The following is a 14,378-nucleotide window of genomic DNA, read 5'->3' as shown; positions in this document are numbered from 1 at the left end:
CTTCCGGTGCAGCTGGGTAGGCTCGTCCATGCAGCACCCCGCCGGAACGAGGAGCCCCGTGAGCACCGCCGACGAGCAGGCACAGCCGCTTGACACCGACTCGCCCCAGATCACCCGAATTGTCATCGCCGAGGACGAGGCGCTGATCCGCCTCGACCTGAAGGAGATGCTCGAGGAGGAGGGTTACACCGTCGTCGGTGAGGCCGGGGACGGGGCCACCGCCGTGAAGCTGGTCGAGGAGCTCAGGCCCGACCTGGCCATCCTGGACGTCAAGATGCCGGTGCTGGACGGGCTCTCGGCCGCCGAGCAGATCCACGAGGCGCACCTGGCGCCGGTGCTGATGCTGACCGCGTTCTCGCAGCGCGAGCTGGTGGACCGGGCCCGGGACGCCGGGGCGATGGCGTACATCGTGAAGCCGTTCAGCAAGAGCGACCTGGTGCCCGCGATCGAGATGGCCGTCTCCCGGTACACCGAGATGCGGACGCTGGAGGAGGAGATCGCCGACCTCACCCAGCGGCTGGAGACCCGGAAGCTGGTGGACCGGGCCAAGAGCGTCCTGCAGACCAAGTTCGGCCTGACCGAGCCGGCCGCCTTCCGCTGGATCCAGAAGACCTCGATGGACCGCCGGATGACCATGGCCGCCGTGGCGGAGGCCGTGATCGAGGAGGGCCACGCCCAGGACAAGAAGAAGGCCGAGGCCGCCGAGGCCTGAGCCCGACGACGAAGGCCCGCCCCTCCGAGGAGGGGCGGGCCTTCGCGTTGACGCGGTGTCAGTCCTCGCCGAGGTAGGCCTTGCGGACCGAGTCGTTGCCGAGCAGGTCGTGGCCGGTGCCGGTGAGCACGATCTTGCCGGTCTCCATCACGTAGCCCTGGTCGGAGAGCGAGAGCGCGGCCTGCGCGTTCTGCTCCACCAGGAGGATGGTGGTGCCGGCCGCCTTGAGCTCGACGATGGTGGCCATGATCTTCTGCATCATCAGCGGGGAGAGGCCCATCGAGGGCTCGTCCAGCATGAGCAGCTTCGGACGGGACATCAGGGCGCGCCCCATGGCGAGCATCTGCTGCTCACCGCCGGAGAGCGTGCCGGCCGCCTGCTTGCGGCGCTCGCCGAGGATCGGGAAGAGCGTGTAGGCGCGCTCCACGTCCTCGGTGATGCCGGCGGTGTCCTTGCGGAGGAAGGCGCCGAGGAGCAGGTTCTCCTCGATGGTCATCCGCGGGAAGATGTGCCGGCCCTCGGGGGAGTGGGCCAGCCCGAGCGCGACGATCTTGTGCGCCGGGACGGTGCCCAGGGGCTGCCCGTCGAAGGTGATGGTGCCGGAGGTCGGCTTGAGCAGACCGGAGAGGGTGCGCAGGGTGGTGGTCTTGCCGGCACCGTTGGTGCCGATCAGGGTGGTGACCTCGCCCTGGTTCGCGGTGAAGCTGATGCCCTTGACGGCCTCGATCTTGCCGTAGGCGACACGGAGGTCCTGGACCTCGAGCAGAGCGGTCATTCGGCGTCTCCCGCCTGCGAGTCGGTGCTGGTGGTGCCGGTCGCCGTCTCCAGCGGCGCACCGAGGTAGGCGGTGATGACCCGCTCGTCGTTCTGGACGGTCTCCTTGTCGCCCTCGACGATCTTCTGACCCTGCACCAGGACGGCCGTCCGGTCGCAGAGGTTGAAGATGAACTTCATGTCGTGCTCGATCACCAGGATCGCGATCCCGAGGTCGCGGATGGCGAACACCAACTCCTCGGCGGCGTTGGTCTCCTGGGGGTTCATGCCGGCGGTCGGCTCGTCCAGCAGGAGCAGGCCGGGGTCGCTGGCCAGTGCCCGGGCGATCTCCAGCTTGCGCTGCTCGCCGTAGGGCAGGTTGCGGGCCAGGTGGTCGGCCTTGGCGGCCAGACCGGTGAACTCCAGGAGCTCCATGGCCCGTTGGCGGCTGGCCGCCTCGGCCCGGTGGTAGCCGGGGCCGCGCAGGATGGCCGAGAACAGGCCCTCCTTGGTGCGGCTGTGGCGGCCGACCAGGACGTTCTCCAGCACGGTCATGTTGGCGAACAGCCGGATGTTCTGGAAGGTCCGGGCGATGCCGGCCTGGGTCACCAGGTGCGGCTTGGGCGGCAGCACGGTGCCCTTGTAGCTGACGCTGCCCTCGGTCGGGACGTAGAGGCCGGTCAGGCAGTTGAAGAAGGTGGTCTTGCCGGCGCCGTTGGGGCCGATCAGGCCGACGATCTCCCCGGCGTTGACGGTGAGGTCCACGTTGTTGACGGCGGTGAGGCCGCCGAACTTCATGGTGACGCCGCGGGCGTCCAGCACCGTCTCGGTCGTGGTGGTGGTGCTCATCTGGGTGTTCACGCCCCTGCCTTGGTGAGGACGGTGTCGCCGGGCGTGGCCTGGGCGGGGATGTCGGCCTGCTCGTACTCCAGCTGCTGGCGGCGTCCGGCGATCAGGCCGGCCGGGCGCAGGCGCATCAGCAGGATGAGCGCGATGCCGAAGGTGAGCAGCTGGTAGTCCTTCAGGAACTCCAGCTTGGCCGGGATCAGGAAGAGCAGGCTGGCGCCGAGCAGCGGGCCGCTGATGGTGCCCATGCCGCCGAGGATGACCGCGGCGAGCAGGAAGGCCGAGTTCGGCGGGACGGGCCCGGCGAAGACGTAGACCTCGGGGGTGACGGCGCTCTGCACGTGGGCCTGGACGGCGCCGGCCATGCCGGCCAGGGTGGCGCCGAGCGCGAAGGCGATCAGCTTGACCCGGAAGCCGTTGATGCCCATCGCCTCGGCGGCCGTCTCGTCCTCGCGGATGGCGACCCAGGCACGGCCGATCCGGGAGTTGGAGACCCGGCTGAAGACCAGCACCACGATGGCGGTGACGAACAGCATCAGCAGCAGGTAGTTGGAGAACTTCCCGAGCTGGAGGCCGAACAGGTCGTGCGGTTGTCCGAAGTCGAAGCCGAACAAGCTGACGTCGGGGATCGCGGCGATGCCGTTCGGGCCGTTGGTGAGGTTGGGGCCGGAGGTGCCGTCCATGTTGTTCATGGCGATCCGGAAGATCTCGCCGAAGCCCAGGGTGACGATGGCGAGGTAGTCGCCGCGCAGCCGCAGGGTGGGGGCGCCGATCGCCACGCCGAAGATCAGCGCGGCCAGCGCACCGACCAGCACGGCGACCGGGAACGGCAGGTGCAGGCCCTTGAAGGCGGAGTACGGCGAGCCGGAGACCAGGGCGGCGGCGTAGGCGCCGACACCGAGGAAGGCCACGTAGCCGAGGTCGAGCAGACCGGCCAGGCCGACCACCACGTTCAGGCCGAGCGCGACGGTCGCGAAGATCAGGATGTTGACCCCGATCAGCGTGTAGAGCTCGTTGGACTGGGTGAACGGGAAGGCCGCGGCGGCGGCGAAGGCACCGGCCGTGGTGACCGTGCGGTGCTTGGAGGTGAGGGCCGAGAGCCGGCCGATCAGGCCGGACTTGTTGAGCGCGGCGACGGTGAAGCCGACCGCGATCAGGAAGCCGGTGAACAGCTCCTTCTCGGCACCGATGCCGAAGGCGAAGACGGCCAGGCCGATCCCGAAGGCGGCCACGATGATCAGCACCTCGGCCCAGGAGGCCAGCGCCTTGGGCGCGCTGACGCCCCGTCGGTCCTCGGGCAGCTGCCAGGCGGCCAGGGTGAGCAGCGAGCCGATCGCGAGCACCCAGCCGCCGGGCTCCAGGTTGGCGAGGCCGCCGAGCTGGTAGGAGATGGCGCCGACGGAGAACCAGGAGCTGGCCACCGCGGCGAGCGAGAGCAGGCGCAGCGCGCTGGTGCCGCCGGCCGGGGCCAGCCACTGCAGGCCGCGCAGGCCGTAGGAGGAGAGCGCGTACGCCAGGCCGATCAGGCCGACGATCAGCGCGACCCACTGCAGGCCGGCCGGGGAGAGGTTGTACGTGAGGTCGCCGGGGAACTCGTCGGTCCAGGTCCAGGCGAGCAGGGCCGAGGCGGCCGTGAGCGCGGTGCCGGCCGTGGTGACGGCGCGGGCGGCGGAAGCGGGGAGGAAAGTGGTCATCTCGGCCTCACGCCCGGTCGGCGACGCGCTCGCCCAGCAGACCCTGCGGTCTCACCAGGAGCACGACGATGAGGAGTACGAACGCCCAGACGTTGGCCCAGCCGGCGCCGCCGAGCTGGTCGAGGCCGGGGACGTGCTGGATGTAGGCGGTGGCCAGCGACTCGGCGACGCCGAGCACCAGACCACCGAGCATCGCGCCGTAGATGTTGCCGATGCCGCCGAGCACGGCGGCCGTGAAGGCCTTCAGGCCGGCGATGAAGCCCATGGTGAACTCGACCTGCCCGTACCGGAGTCCGTGCGCCACGGCGGCGATGGCCGCGAAGGCGGCGCCGACCGCGAAGGCGATCACGATGATCCGGTCGGTGTTGATGCCCATCAGCTTGGCGGTGTCCGGGTCCTGCGAGGTGGCCTGCATGGCGCGGCCGGTGCGGGTGAGCCGGACGAAGGCGCCCAGGATGAGCATGCAGAGCGGGGCGGCGACCAGCAGGAAGAGGTCGTTGCGCTGCAGGGTGAAGGCGCCGAGGTCGATCGCCGAGCCCTCGAAGTGCGGGAAGGTGCGGGCCTTCTTGGCGTCGGGGTAGAAGGCCCAGACCAGCTGCTGGAGCGCGATCGACAGACCGATCGCGGTGATCAGCGGGGCGAGCCGGGGGGCGGTGCGCAGCGGCCGGTAGGCGAAGCGTTCGGCACCGGTCGCGACCAGGACGGAGGCGATGACGCCACCGACGATCATGATGGGCAGGGCCAGCCAGAGCGAGGTTCCGGACGGCAGGACTAGATAGGCGGTCAGTGCGCCGAAGCCGCCGATCATGAAGATCTCGCCGTGCGCGAAGTTGATCAGCTGGACGATGCCGTAGACCATCGTGTAGCCGACGGCGATCAGGCCGTACATCAGGCCCAGCATCAGGCCGTTGGCCAGGTTTTGCGGCAGTTCGTGCACCGCAGGCCTCCGTGGTGTGGGGTATGGGACGGGCGGGGGTGCTCTTGGCGCCCCCGCCCGGGTGCTGCATGGTGTGCTCCGGCGTCAGCCGGGTGACCCGGCGTCAGCCGGATCGGGTCGGCCGGATCAGCCGGTGTAGGTGCCGCTCTTGACCGGCACCCACTTGCCGTCCTTGACCTCGTAGACGGTGAGCTGCTTGTTGGTGGTGTCGCCGTACTGGTCGAAGGAGACCTTGCCGGTGGCGCCCTCGAAGGACACCTTGCCGAGCGCGTCGATCACCTTGGCGCGGGCGTCGGCCGGCAGCTTGCCGCCGTTGTCGGCGACGACCTTCTTGACGGCCTCGACGACCGACCAGGCGGCGTCGTAGGAGTAGCCGCCGTAAGCCGCGTACGGCTCCGGGTAGTTGGCGGCCTTGTAGCCGTCGATGAAGGCCTTGGCGGAGTCCAGCTGCTCGACCGGGGCGCCGACCGAGGTGGCGAGGTCGCCGTTGGCCTGGCCGTTGGCGAGCTTGATGAACTCGTCGTCGTAGAGGCCGTCACCGCCGAACACCGGCACGGCCGCGCCGGCCTTCTTGATCTGGCCGGTCAGCGGGCCGCCCTCGGGGTACTCGCCGCCGTAGTAGACCGAGTCCGCACCGGAGGACTTGACCTTGGTGGCGACCGCCGAGAAGTCCTTGTCGTCCGGGTTGATGTGCTCGGCACCGACGACCTGGCCGCCCAGCTTCTTGAACTCCTCCTGGAAGATGTTCGCGAGGCCGGCGCCGTAGGTCTTCTTGTCGTCGATGACGAAGACCTTGGTCTTCTTGGCCTCGGTGAAGAGGTACTGCGCGGCGAACTTGCCCTGCACCACGTCGGTGGTGGCGGTGCGGAAGTACGAGGCGTAGGGGCGGGCGAACTTCTGGGTGCCCCAGTCCGGCCCGAGGCTCAGCTGCGGGTTGGTGTTGGCGGGCGAGACCTGCGCCAGCTTGGCGTCGTTGAAGACCTTCTGCATGGTCAGCGAGACACCGGAGTTGAGCGGGCCGACGACGCCGAGGACGTCCTTGTTGCCGACCAGCTTGGTGGCGTTCTGCTGGCCCGAGGTCGGGTTGGCCTGGTCGTCCAGGGCCTCCAGCTCGAAGGTCACGCCGGGGACGGTCTTGTCCTTGTTGGCCTTCTTCACCGCGAGGTCGGCCGAGTTCTTGATGCCCAGGCCGAGCGCGGAGAGCTTGCCGGTCAGGGGCGCGTCGACGCCGATGACGACCTTGACACTGCCGCCGGCGGCACCTTCGTCGGCCTTCTTCTCACCGCGCGAGCCGCAGGCGGAGACCGTGAGCGCTCCGGCGACTGCGATGCTCACGACAAGCAGTGAACGATTACGCACGAGGGTTCCCTTTCTGAGGAAAAGCACCGGGCCGGAAGTGACGGGGTGCTCGTCGCGCGCTGGGGCCAGGCCCGATTGTGTGGCGCGGTGACTGGCCGTGACTCTAGAGCGCATTTCGCGGCTCGGGCAGGGGTGCGGACAGGCTGTGATTCTCTTGTTATGAGGACACGGCGGATTAATCTCACATGGTGGTCGTTCGCCCACTGTTCCCGGGTCCTTGACAGGAGCTTGACCCGCTCGTGGACCTGAATTGCCGCCAGAAATGCAGGTGGTCGGCAATCCGTCCGACTATCGAACACCTCTGTCCGGAGAGACAGTTTCGGCCGGAGCCGTCCGGATATCGGAACTCCGACAGGCCGAGTCGAGCCAGTGGGCCAATGTTTCGGCGTACAGCGCGCCCGGGATCTGACTCACGGTCTGGATTGCACGGGTGTTACGCAGCGTTACATCGACATAGGGCAGTTCCACTCCGACGGGTACGGTCGAACAGTCCGTCAGGTCGTACTCCAGCCGCAGCAGCAGCGGCCGCCCGGCGGCGGCGGTGAGCGGCAGCCCGCCGCGGACGGAGAGGCTGATCCCCGGGTACGGCTGGCCCACCGCCAGCAGGTCCACCGGCGCGGCCCCCTCCACCCGGAGCTCGGCCGCCACCGACAGGTGCCTCCCCTCGGCCCGCCCCTCGGCCGGCACGGTCAGCCTGGCCACCTGGGCCGGGTACGGGACCGGCGGCGGCGCGGCCCGGGCGGGCGGGTCGCGCTCCAGCGCGCGGAACAGCAGCAGGACGCCGGCGGCGACCGCCAGGGCCAGCAGCGCGTAACGCCGCCGGGACCCCAACTCCCTCTGGACGCGCGCCAGTCGGCCGGCCGGACCGCCCTCGGTCCGCACCGTGCCGTCCCCGGCCTCCAACGGCCCGAGCCCGTCCCCGGACATGCCCACGCCCCCTCGTTCGGCTGCCTCCTGCCCGGTGCGGGCAGTGGCCAAACAAGGGGGCGCAGGGGTCGCGCGTCCAGAGCGTGCGGACGCGCGGGTGGGCTCGAAGGGCCGGGCTCTAGAGGTCGCGGAGCATGCAGGTCAGCCGGCAGCTGGTGATCCGCTTGCCGGTGTCGTCCGTGATGGCGATCTCGTAGGTGGCCGCGGTCCGTCCCTTGAACACCGCGGTGGCCACGCCGGTCACCAACCCCGAAGTGGCGGACCGGTGGTGAGTCGCGTTCAGGTCCACGCCCACCGCGTACCGGCCCGGCCCGGCGTGCAGCATCGCGCCGATCGAGCCCAGCGTCTCGGCCAGCGCCGCCGAGGCCCCGCCGTGCAGCAGCCCGTACGGCTGCTGGTTGCCCTCCACCGGCATGGTGCCGACCACCCGGTCCGCGCTGGCCTCCACCACCTTGATCCCCAGCCGGTCGCCGAGGTGGCCGCCGCTGAAGGTGGAGGGGTCGACGCCCAGCTTGGCGAAGTGGTCGAGCACGTCCTGCGGGACGTTCAGGATCGGGGCCGCGTCGGTCATGGTGCTCCTGCCGTTCGAGGGTCACTGCGAGATCACGTCGTGCTGCTCCCGTGATCGTACGGCCGCCCGCTCGCGGTGACACGGGGATGTCCCCGCCGGGCCCTAGGATCGGTCAGTGGCAGAGCAATCGGCAGGAACGGACGTGGACGTGGCTACGCAGAGTACGGACAAGGCAGCGGCGAGCCCCGGGGAGCGTCCCCGGCTGATGCTGCTCGACGGGCACTCCATGGCCTACCGGGCCTGGTTCGCCCTGCCCGCCGAGAACTTCTCCACCGTCACCGGCCAGACCACCAACGCCGTCTACGGCTTCGCCTCGATGCTCGCCAACACGGTGCGCGACGAGCGGCCCACCCACCTCGCGGTCGCCTTCGACCTCTCCCGGAAGACCTTCCGCTCCGAGGAGTTCCCCGACTACAAGGCCAACCGGGCCAAGACGCCGGACGAGTTCAAGAGCCAGATCGGCCTGATCCACGAGCTGCTCGACGCGATGCACGTCTCCCGGATGTCCGTCGAGGGCTTCGAGGCCGACGACATCATCGCCACCCTGGCCACCGCCGCCGAGGCGGCCGGCTACGACGTGCTGATCGTCACCGGGGACCGGGACTCGCTCCAGCTGGTCACCGAGCACGTCACCGTGCTCTACCCCACCAAGGGCGTCTCGGAGTTGACCCGCTACACCCCGGAGAAGGTCGCCGAGAAGTACGGCGTGACGCCGACTCAGTACCCCGACCTCGCGGCGCTGCGCGGCGACCCGTCGGACAACCTGCCCGGCATCCCCGGCGTCGGCGAGAAGACCGCCGCCAAGTGGGTCAACCTCTACGGCTCCTTCGACGAGCTGGTCGCCCGGGCCGACGAGGTCAAGGGCAAGATCGGCGAGAAGCTCCGCGAGCACCTCGACTCGGTCAAGCGCAACCGGGTGCTCACCGAGCTGGTCCGCACCGTCGAACTCCCGCTCGGCGTCCAGGACTTGGAGCGGCAGCCGTTCGACCGCGAGGCGGTCGGCCAGCTGCTGGAGTCGCTGGAGTTCCGCAACCCCAACTTCCGCGACCGGGTCTACGCCCTCGACCCGGCCCCCGCCGAGGAGGCCGGGGCGGCCCCCGCCCCCGGCATCGCCGTCGAGGGCACCCTGCTCACCGAGGAGGGCGCCCTCGCCGCCTGGCTCGACGAGCACTCCGGCGGCACCGTCGCGGTCGCCGCCCTCTACCAGTGGGCCCTCGGCTCCGGCGAGGTCGAGCAGATCGCCCTGGCCACCGGCGAGACCGCCGCCTGGTTCGACCCCACCGAGCTCGCCGAGGCCGACGAGCGCGCCCTCGCCGCCTGGCTGGCCGACCCGGCCCGCCCGAAGGCGCTGCACATCGCCAAGCAGGTCATGCGCGCCTTCGCCGAGCGCGGCTGGCGGATCGAGGGCGTGGTCGCCGACTCCGCGCTCGCCGCCTACCTCGACAAGCCCGGCCGCCGCACCTTCACCCTCGACGTGCTCGCCGAGGAGTACCTGGCCCGCTCGCTGGCCCCCGCCGAGGTGGCCGAGAGCGGCCAGCTCAGCTTCGACACCCCCGAGCACGACCCCACCGCCGGTGCCCAGGCCCTGATGGCCCAGGCCCGCGCGGTGCTCGACCTCGCCGAGTACTTCGACACCCGGCTCGCCCAGGTCGGCGCGGTCAAGCTGCTGCACGAGATGGAGCTGCCGATCGCCGAGCTGCTGGCCCGGATGGAGCGCACCGGCATCGCCGCCGACCGCGCCTGGCTCACCACCATCGAGTCGCAGTTCGCCGCCGAGATCCAGCGGGTGATCGGCGAGGCGCACGCCGCGGCCGGCCACGAGTTCAACCTCGGCTCGCCCAAGCAGCTCCAGGAGATCCTCTTCGGCGAGCTCGCCCTCCCCAAGACCAAGAAGATCAAGACCGGCTACACCACCGACGCCGACGCGCTCGCCTGGCTGGCCACCCAGACCACCAACGAGCTCCCGGTCATCCTGCTCCGCCACCGCGACCAGGCCAAGCTGCGCACCACCGTCGAGGGCCTGCTCAAGACCGTCTCGCCGCAGGGCCGGATCCACACCACCTTCAACCAGATGGTGGCCGCCACCGGCCGGCTCTCCTCCCAGGACCCGAACCTGCAGAACATCCCGGTCCGCACCGAGGAGGGCCGCCAGATCCGCCGCGCCTTCGTGGTCGGCGAGGGCTACGAGGCGCTGCTCACCGCCGACTACTCGCAGATCGAACTGCGCATCATGGCCCACCTCTCCGAGGACGCCGCGCTGATCGAGGCCTTCGAGTCCGGCGAGGACCTGCACACCACCGTCGCCTCCCAGGTCTTCGAGGTCGCCCCCGAGGCGGTCGACGCCGAGATGCGGCGCAAGATCAAGGCGATGTCCTACGGCCTGGCCTACGGCCTCTCCGCCTACGGCCTCTCCCAGCAGCTCGGCATCAAGCCGAACGAGGCCCAGGGCCTGATGGACACCTACTTCGAGCGCTTCGGCGGCGTCCGCGACTACCTGCACCGGGTGGTCGAGGAGGCCCGCGCGGTCGGCTACACCGAGACCCTGCTCGGCCGCCGCCGCTACCTCCCCGACCTCACCAGCGACAACCGCCAGCGCCGCGAGATGGCCGAGCGGATGGCGCTCAACGCCCCGATCCAGGGCACCGCCGCCGACATCGTCAAGATCGCGATGCTCAACGTGGACCGCGCCCTCACCGAGGCGAAGCTCTCCACCCGGATGCTCCTCCAGGTCCACGACGAAATCGTCCTCGAACTCGCCCCGGGCGAGCGCGAGCAGGTCGAGGCCCTGGTCCGCGAGCAGATGGCCGACGCCTACCCGCTGCGCGCCCCGCTCGACGTCTCCGTCGGCATCGGCGCCAACTGGGAGGAAGCGGCCCACTGACGGCCCGCCTGCCGGCCGCACCCGGAAGGGCGCGTCCGGCAGAGCACGCCCGGCAGAGCAAGCCCGGCAGGGCAGCGCCCCAGGGGCGCGGGGAACTGCGCGACTCGGAAGGCGACTTGTCGCACCGCCGATCGCACGGCTCCCCGCCCCCGGGGGCGCTACCCGTCGGACCGGGCCTGAGCCGCGGCCTCCCGCACCTCCGCCACCGGATCCCCGGCCAGCCGCTCCAGCAGCTCACCCACCCCCGGCGAACGCCATCCCCCGACGGCCCACACCAGGTCCTCCCGGATCCTGGCGTCCGGATGCTCCGTCAGCCGGATCAGCGCCTCCACCGGCCCCCGGCGCCGCCGGGCGAACCAGTACAGCACCTCGGCCACCTCCTTCGGATCCCCCGGCTCCCCGGCCGCCGCCAGCCGCTCCAGCAGCACCGGCACCTTCGGATCCGGCCCGTCCAAGGGGTGCGGCAGCCGCTCCCGCAGCCGCCGCCCGCCGTACTCGCCGCGCACCCGGCAGCCGAAGCAGGTGCACGGCCGGGTGCCGTGCGCCCCGGGGAAGTACCGCCAGCCCACCCCCTGCGGCACCGCCCGCACCCGCCGCACCTCCCCGGCCGTCACCGCCCGGGGCACGAACACCTCCCAGCCCCGCGGATCGTCCAACTCCCGGATCCGGTGCACCGCTTCGGCCGCCGTCGCGCTCCGCGCGGCGTGCTTCCCCCGGCCCGCGTAGTGCCCGACCAGCACCGGCTCGTCGTCGTCCAGCCGCAGGTGCACCGCCACCATCCCGCCGCCCCGGGTGCCGCGCCGCGCCAGCTCCCGCAGCCACTGGTGCGTCACCGTGAACGAGGGCAGCACCGGAAAGCAGTACACCCCGCGCTCCCCGGTCCGTGCCCAACTGTCCGCCCGCAGCCCGGCCCGCCGGATCCGGGCGGCGTTCGCCGCCGAGGTGAGGTGCACGAAGATCGCCATGCCGCGGATGCTAACGCGCCGGGCGCGCCCGGACTGCCCGAAGGGCAGTCAGGGGCGCGGGGAACTGCGCGCTGCGGAAGGCACAGACCCTTCTGCCGGGTACGGACAAGCACTTGCAACTGAAGCCCCGTACCCGGCACACGGGCCAGTGCCTTCCGCAGCGCGCAGTTCCCCGCGCCCCTGGGTCGCTGCCCTGCCGTCCCGCCTCAGTCCTGCCTCGGCCCTGCTTCAGCCCTTGCGGGGGTTGGTGCGTTTGGTCGGCTCCGCCGTGCTCGGGTCCTCCGGCCACGGGTGCCGCGGGTAGCGGCCTCGCAGGTCGGCCCGGACGGCGCGGTAGCCCTCGCGCCAGAAGGTGGCCAGGTCACCGGTGACGGCGGCCGGGCGTCCGGCGGGGGAGAGCAGGTGCACGGTCAGCGGCACCCGCCCGTCCGCCAGCTTCGGCGCCGCCTGCCAGCCGAACAGCTCCTGCAGCTTGACCGCCAGGACCGGCCGGTCGCCCGCGTAGTCCACCCGGATCCGCGACCCGCTCGGCACCGTGATCCGCTCCGGCGCCAACTCCTCCAGCCGGCCCGCCTGGCCGGAGGCCCAGGGCAGCAGCCGCTGCAACGCCGAGGCCAGGTCGATCCGTTCGAGGTCCGCCCGCCGCCGGGCGCGGGACAGCTCCGGCTCCAGCCAGCCGCCGCCGGCCAGCGCCGCGTCGTCCACCTCCGGCCAGGGCTCGCCCAACTCCCGCCGCAGGAAGGCCAACCGGGCGCGCAGTCCGACCGCCTCCGGCGTCCACCGGAGCAGCGCACCGACCCCCTCCCGGGCCAGCCCGTCCAGCAGGGCGGCCCGCACCAGCTCCGGATCCGGCTTCGCCAACGGCGCGGTCTCCAGCTCCACCGCCCCCAGCGCCGACACCCGTCGCGCCGTCAACTCGCCCTGCCGCGAGGACCATTCGACCTCCTCGCGGGCGGAGAGCAGCGCCGCCCCGGCCAGCCGCGCGGTCTCCTCGTCCAGCGCCGCCCCCAGCCGCACCCGGGCCGAGTGCGCCCCGGCCGGGCGGTCCGCCGACGCCACCGCCAGCCACTCCTCCCCGGCCAGCCGCGAGCCCGCCCCCAGCTCCGCCGCCGTCCCCGAGGCCATCAGGTAGGGCCCGTCCGCCGCCCGCGCCCGCGCGATCCGCTCCGGGTAGGCCAACGCGGCGACCAGCCCCGGCACCTGGCGCTCCGTCACCGAGGACCGCTCGCCCTCCACCAGGCGCCCCAGCCGACGCACTTCGTCCTTCCACCGCCGCGCGTACGGGTCCGCGGAGGCCCCGGACCGCACCTGCCGCCACACCTCGGCCAGGTCGTCGCCGAAGGCCCGCGGCGGCTCCTCCGAGAGCAGCGCCACCACCTCCGCCGCCCGCCGGGCGCCGACCAGCTCCGCGCCGTCCAGCAGCGCCCGGGCCAGGCGGGGGTGCAGCCCGCTGCGGACGATCCGCTGCCCGCGCGCGGTGGCCCGCCCGTCCGCGTCCACCGCGCCGAGCCCGGCCAGCACCTGACGCGCCGCCAGCATCGCCCCGGCCGGCGGCCGGTCCGGCAGGGCCAGCCCGGCGGCGGTCGGATCGCCCCAGCAGGCGGCCTGGAGCGCGAAGGAGGTCAGCTCGGCCTGCGCGATCTCCGGGGTCGGGAAGCGTGGCGCCAGCGCGTCCTCCGCCTCCGCCCAGCACCGGTAGACCACGCCCGGCGCCTCGCGCCCGGCCCGCCCGGCACGCTGCCGGGCCGCCGCCAGCGAGGCCCGTACCGTCACCAGGCCGGAGAGCCCGCGCGCGTGGTCGGTGCGCGGCTCCCGGGCCAGCCCGGAGTCGACCACCACCCGCACGCCCGGCACGGTCAGCGAGGACTCCGCCACCGAGGTCGCCAGGATCACCCGGCGGCCCGTCCCCACCGCCAGCGCCGCGTCCTGCACCGCGGCCGGCGCCTGCCCGTGCAGCTGCAGCACCTCGACCCCGAGGGGCCCCAACTGCCCCGCCACCCGGGCGATCTCCCCGACCCCGGGCAGGAAGCAGAGCACGTCCCCGCTGCGCTCCGCGAGCGCCCGCCGGACCGTCCCGGCCACGTGCTCCAGCAGCAGCGGGTCCACCCGGGTCCCCTGCGGCGGCTTCACCCCGCGCGGCGGCGGCGCCCAGACCGTCTCCACCGGGTACGAGACGCCGTGCGCCTCCACCACGGGCGCGCCGCCCAGGAGCTCGGCCCAGGCGGCGGTGTCCGAGGTGGCCGAGGCGCAGACGATCCGCAGGTCCGGCCGCAGCGCGCCCCGGACGTCGAGCAGGAAGGCCAGCGCGGTGTCCGCGTCCAGGTGCCGCTCGTGGCACTCGTCCAGCACCACCACGTCGACCCCGGTCAACTCCTGGTCCCGCTGCAGCCGTTGCAGCAGTACCCCGGTGGTGACCACCTCGACCACCGTCGCGGGCCCCGCCCGCCGCTCCCCACGGACCGTCAGGCCGACCGCCTCGCCGACCTGCTGCCCCAGCAGCCAGGCCATCCGCCGGGCCGCCGCCCGCACCGCCAGCCGCCGCGGCTCGGCCACCAGCACGCGCCGGGGCGGCCCCGGGAGCCCGTCCACCAGCCCGGCCAGCGCCAGCGGCACCAGGGTGGTCTTGCCCGTCCCGGGCGGGGCGGAGAGCACCGCCACGCCCTCCTCGGCCAGCGCCCGCCGGAGCGCGGGCACGGCGGTGCGGACCGGCAGTTCGAGCCCGGCGGAGCGCAC

The 14,378-nt window shown here is 72.3% G+C and carries 11 protein-coding genes; 2 read left to right on the top strand and 9 right to left on the bottom strand.

The window, feature by feature from the left end; all coding sequences use genetic code 11:
• Window positions 1-58 precede the first annotated feature (58 nt).
• A complete protein-coding gene (locus ACIA8O_RS05090) occupies window positions 59-712 on the top strand; it encodes a response regulator (RefSeq protein WP_345284273.1) in 654 nt (217 codons plus the stop codon).
• Window positions 713-770: 58 nt separating this feature from the next.
• On the opposite strand, the gene ACIA8O_RS05085 is transcribed toward ACIA8O_RS05090, so the two are convergent.
• The 7 genes from ACIA8O_RS05085 to ACIA8O_RS05055 form a co-directional block, all read right to left on the bottom strand.
• On the bottom strand, window positions 771-1,487 hold the full coding sequence (locus tag ACIA8O_RS05085) for an ABC transporter ATP-binding protein (RefSeq protein WP_396292160.1): 717 nt from the start codon (window positions 1,485-1,487) through the stop codon (window positions 771-773).
• Window positions 1,484-2,314 (bottom strand): ABC transporter ATP-binding protein, encoded by an 831-nt coding sequence (locus ACIA8O_RS05080; protein WP_396292926.1) that lies wholly within the window; start codon window positions 2,312-2,314, stop codon window positions 1,484-1,486. The genes ACIA8O_RS05085 and ACIA8O_RS05080 overlap by 4 nt, the downstream gene beginning before the upstream one ends.
• 8 nt (window positions 2,315-2,322) lie before the next feature.
• Entirely contained in the window at window positions 2,323-4,005 is a 1,683-nt protein-coding gene (locus ACIA8O_RS05075) for a branched-chain amino acid ABC transporter permease (RefSeq protein WP_396292159.1), read from the bottom strand.
• 7 nt (window positions 4,006-4,012) lie between these two features.
• Entirely contained in the window at window positions 4,013-4,942 is a 930-nt protein-coding gene (locus tag ACIA8O_RS05070; protein ID WP_396292158.1) for a branched-chain amino acid ABC transporter permease, read from the bottom strand.
• 126 nt (window positions 4,943-5,068) lie between these two features.
• A complete protein-coding gene (locus ACIA8O_RS05065; RefSeq protein ID WP_396292157.1) occupies window positions 5,069-6,301 on the bottom strand; it encodes an ABC transporter substrate-binding protein in 1,233 nt (410 codons plus the stop codon).
• Window positions 6,302-6,589: 288 nt separating this feature from the next.
• Complete coding sequence (locus ACIA8O_RS05060) at window positions 6,590-7,228, bottom strand: Tat pathway signal sequence domain protein (protein WP_396292156.1); 639 nt, start codon at window positions 7,226-7,228, stop codon at window positions 6,590-6,592.
• A 118-nt stretch (window positions 7,229-7,346) separates the two neighbouring features.
• A complete protein-coding gene (locus ACIA8O_RS05055) occupies window positions 7,347-7,799 on the bottom strand; it encodes a hotdog fold thioesterase (protein ID WP_345284262.1) in 453 nt (150 codons plus the stop codon).
• A 205-nt stretch (window positions 7,800-8,004) separates the two neighbouring features.
• Between ACIA8O_RS05055 and polA the strand changes: the two genes are divergently transcribed.
• Entirely contained in the window at window positions 8,005-10,680 is a 2,676-nt protein-coding gene (gene polA / locus ACIA8O_RS05050; RefSeq protein WP_396292925.1) for a DNA polymerase I, read from the top strand.
• Between the two features lie 158 nt (window positions 10,681-10,838).
• Here polA and ACIA8O_RS05045 read toward each other — a convergent pair whose 3' ends face one another.
• The gene (locus tag ACIA8O_RS05045) at window positions 10,839-11,645 is read right to left on the bottom strand and encodes a HEAT repeat domain-containing protein (protein ID WP_396292155.1); all 807 of its coding nucleotides are present in this window, start codon (window positions 11,643-11,645) and stop codon (window positions 10,839-10,841) included.
• A gap of 228 nt (window positions 11,646-11,873) precedes the next feature.
• Window positions 11,874-14,378 carry an ATP-dependent helicase HrpB gene (gene hrpB, locus ACIA8O_RS05040; protein ID WP_396292154.1) on the bottom strand — a complete coding sequence of 835 codons (2,505 nt, stop codon included), beginning with the start codon at window positions 14,376-14,378 and terminating at the stop codon, window positions 11,874-11,876.

The organism is Kitasatospora sp. NPDC051853 (assembly GCF_044452665.1).
Lineage (GTDB): Bacteria > Actinomycetota > Actinomycetes > Streptomycetales > Streptomycetaceae > Kitasatospora.
This window is presented reverse-complemented; position numbering and strand designations above follow the sequence as displayed.

Coding starts and splice junctions, on each gene's coding strand:
- ACIA8O_RS05085 (WP_396292160.1), bottom strand. CDS start 1,487: ATGACCGCTCTGCTCGAGGTCCAGGACCTCCGTGTCGCCTACGGCAAG.
- ACIA8O_RS05080 (WP_396292926.1), bottom strand. CDS start 2,314: ATGAGCACCACCACCACGACCGAGACGGTGCTGGACGCCCGCGGCGTC.
- ACIA8O_RS05045 (WP_396292155.1), bottom strand. CDS start 11,645: ATGGCGATCTTCGTGCACCTCACCTCGGCGGCGAACGCCGCCCGGATC.
- polA (WP_396292925.1), top strand. CDS start 8,005: ATGCTGCTCGACGGGCACTCCATGGCCTACCGGGCCTGGTTCGCCCTG.
- ACIA8O_RS05075 (WP_396292159.1), bottom strand. CDS start 4,005: ATGACCACTTTCCTCCCCGCTTCCGCCGCCCGCGCCGTCACCACGGCC.
- ACIA8O_RS05060 (WP_396292156.1), bottom strand. CDS start 7,228: ATGTCCGGGGACGGGCTCGGGCCGTTGGAGGCCGGGGACGGCACGGTG.
- ACIA8O_RS05055 (WP_345284262.1), bottom strand. CDS start 7,799: ATGACCGACGCGGCCCCGATCCTGAACGTCCCGCAGGACGTGCTCGAC.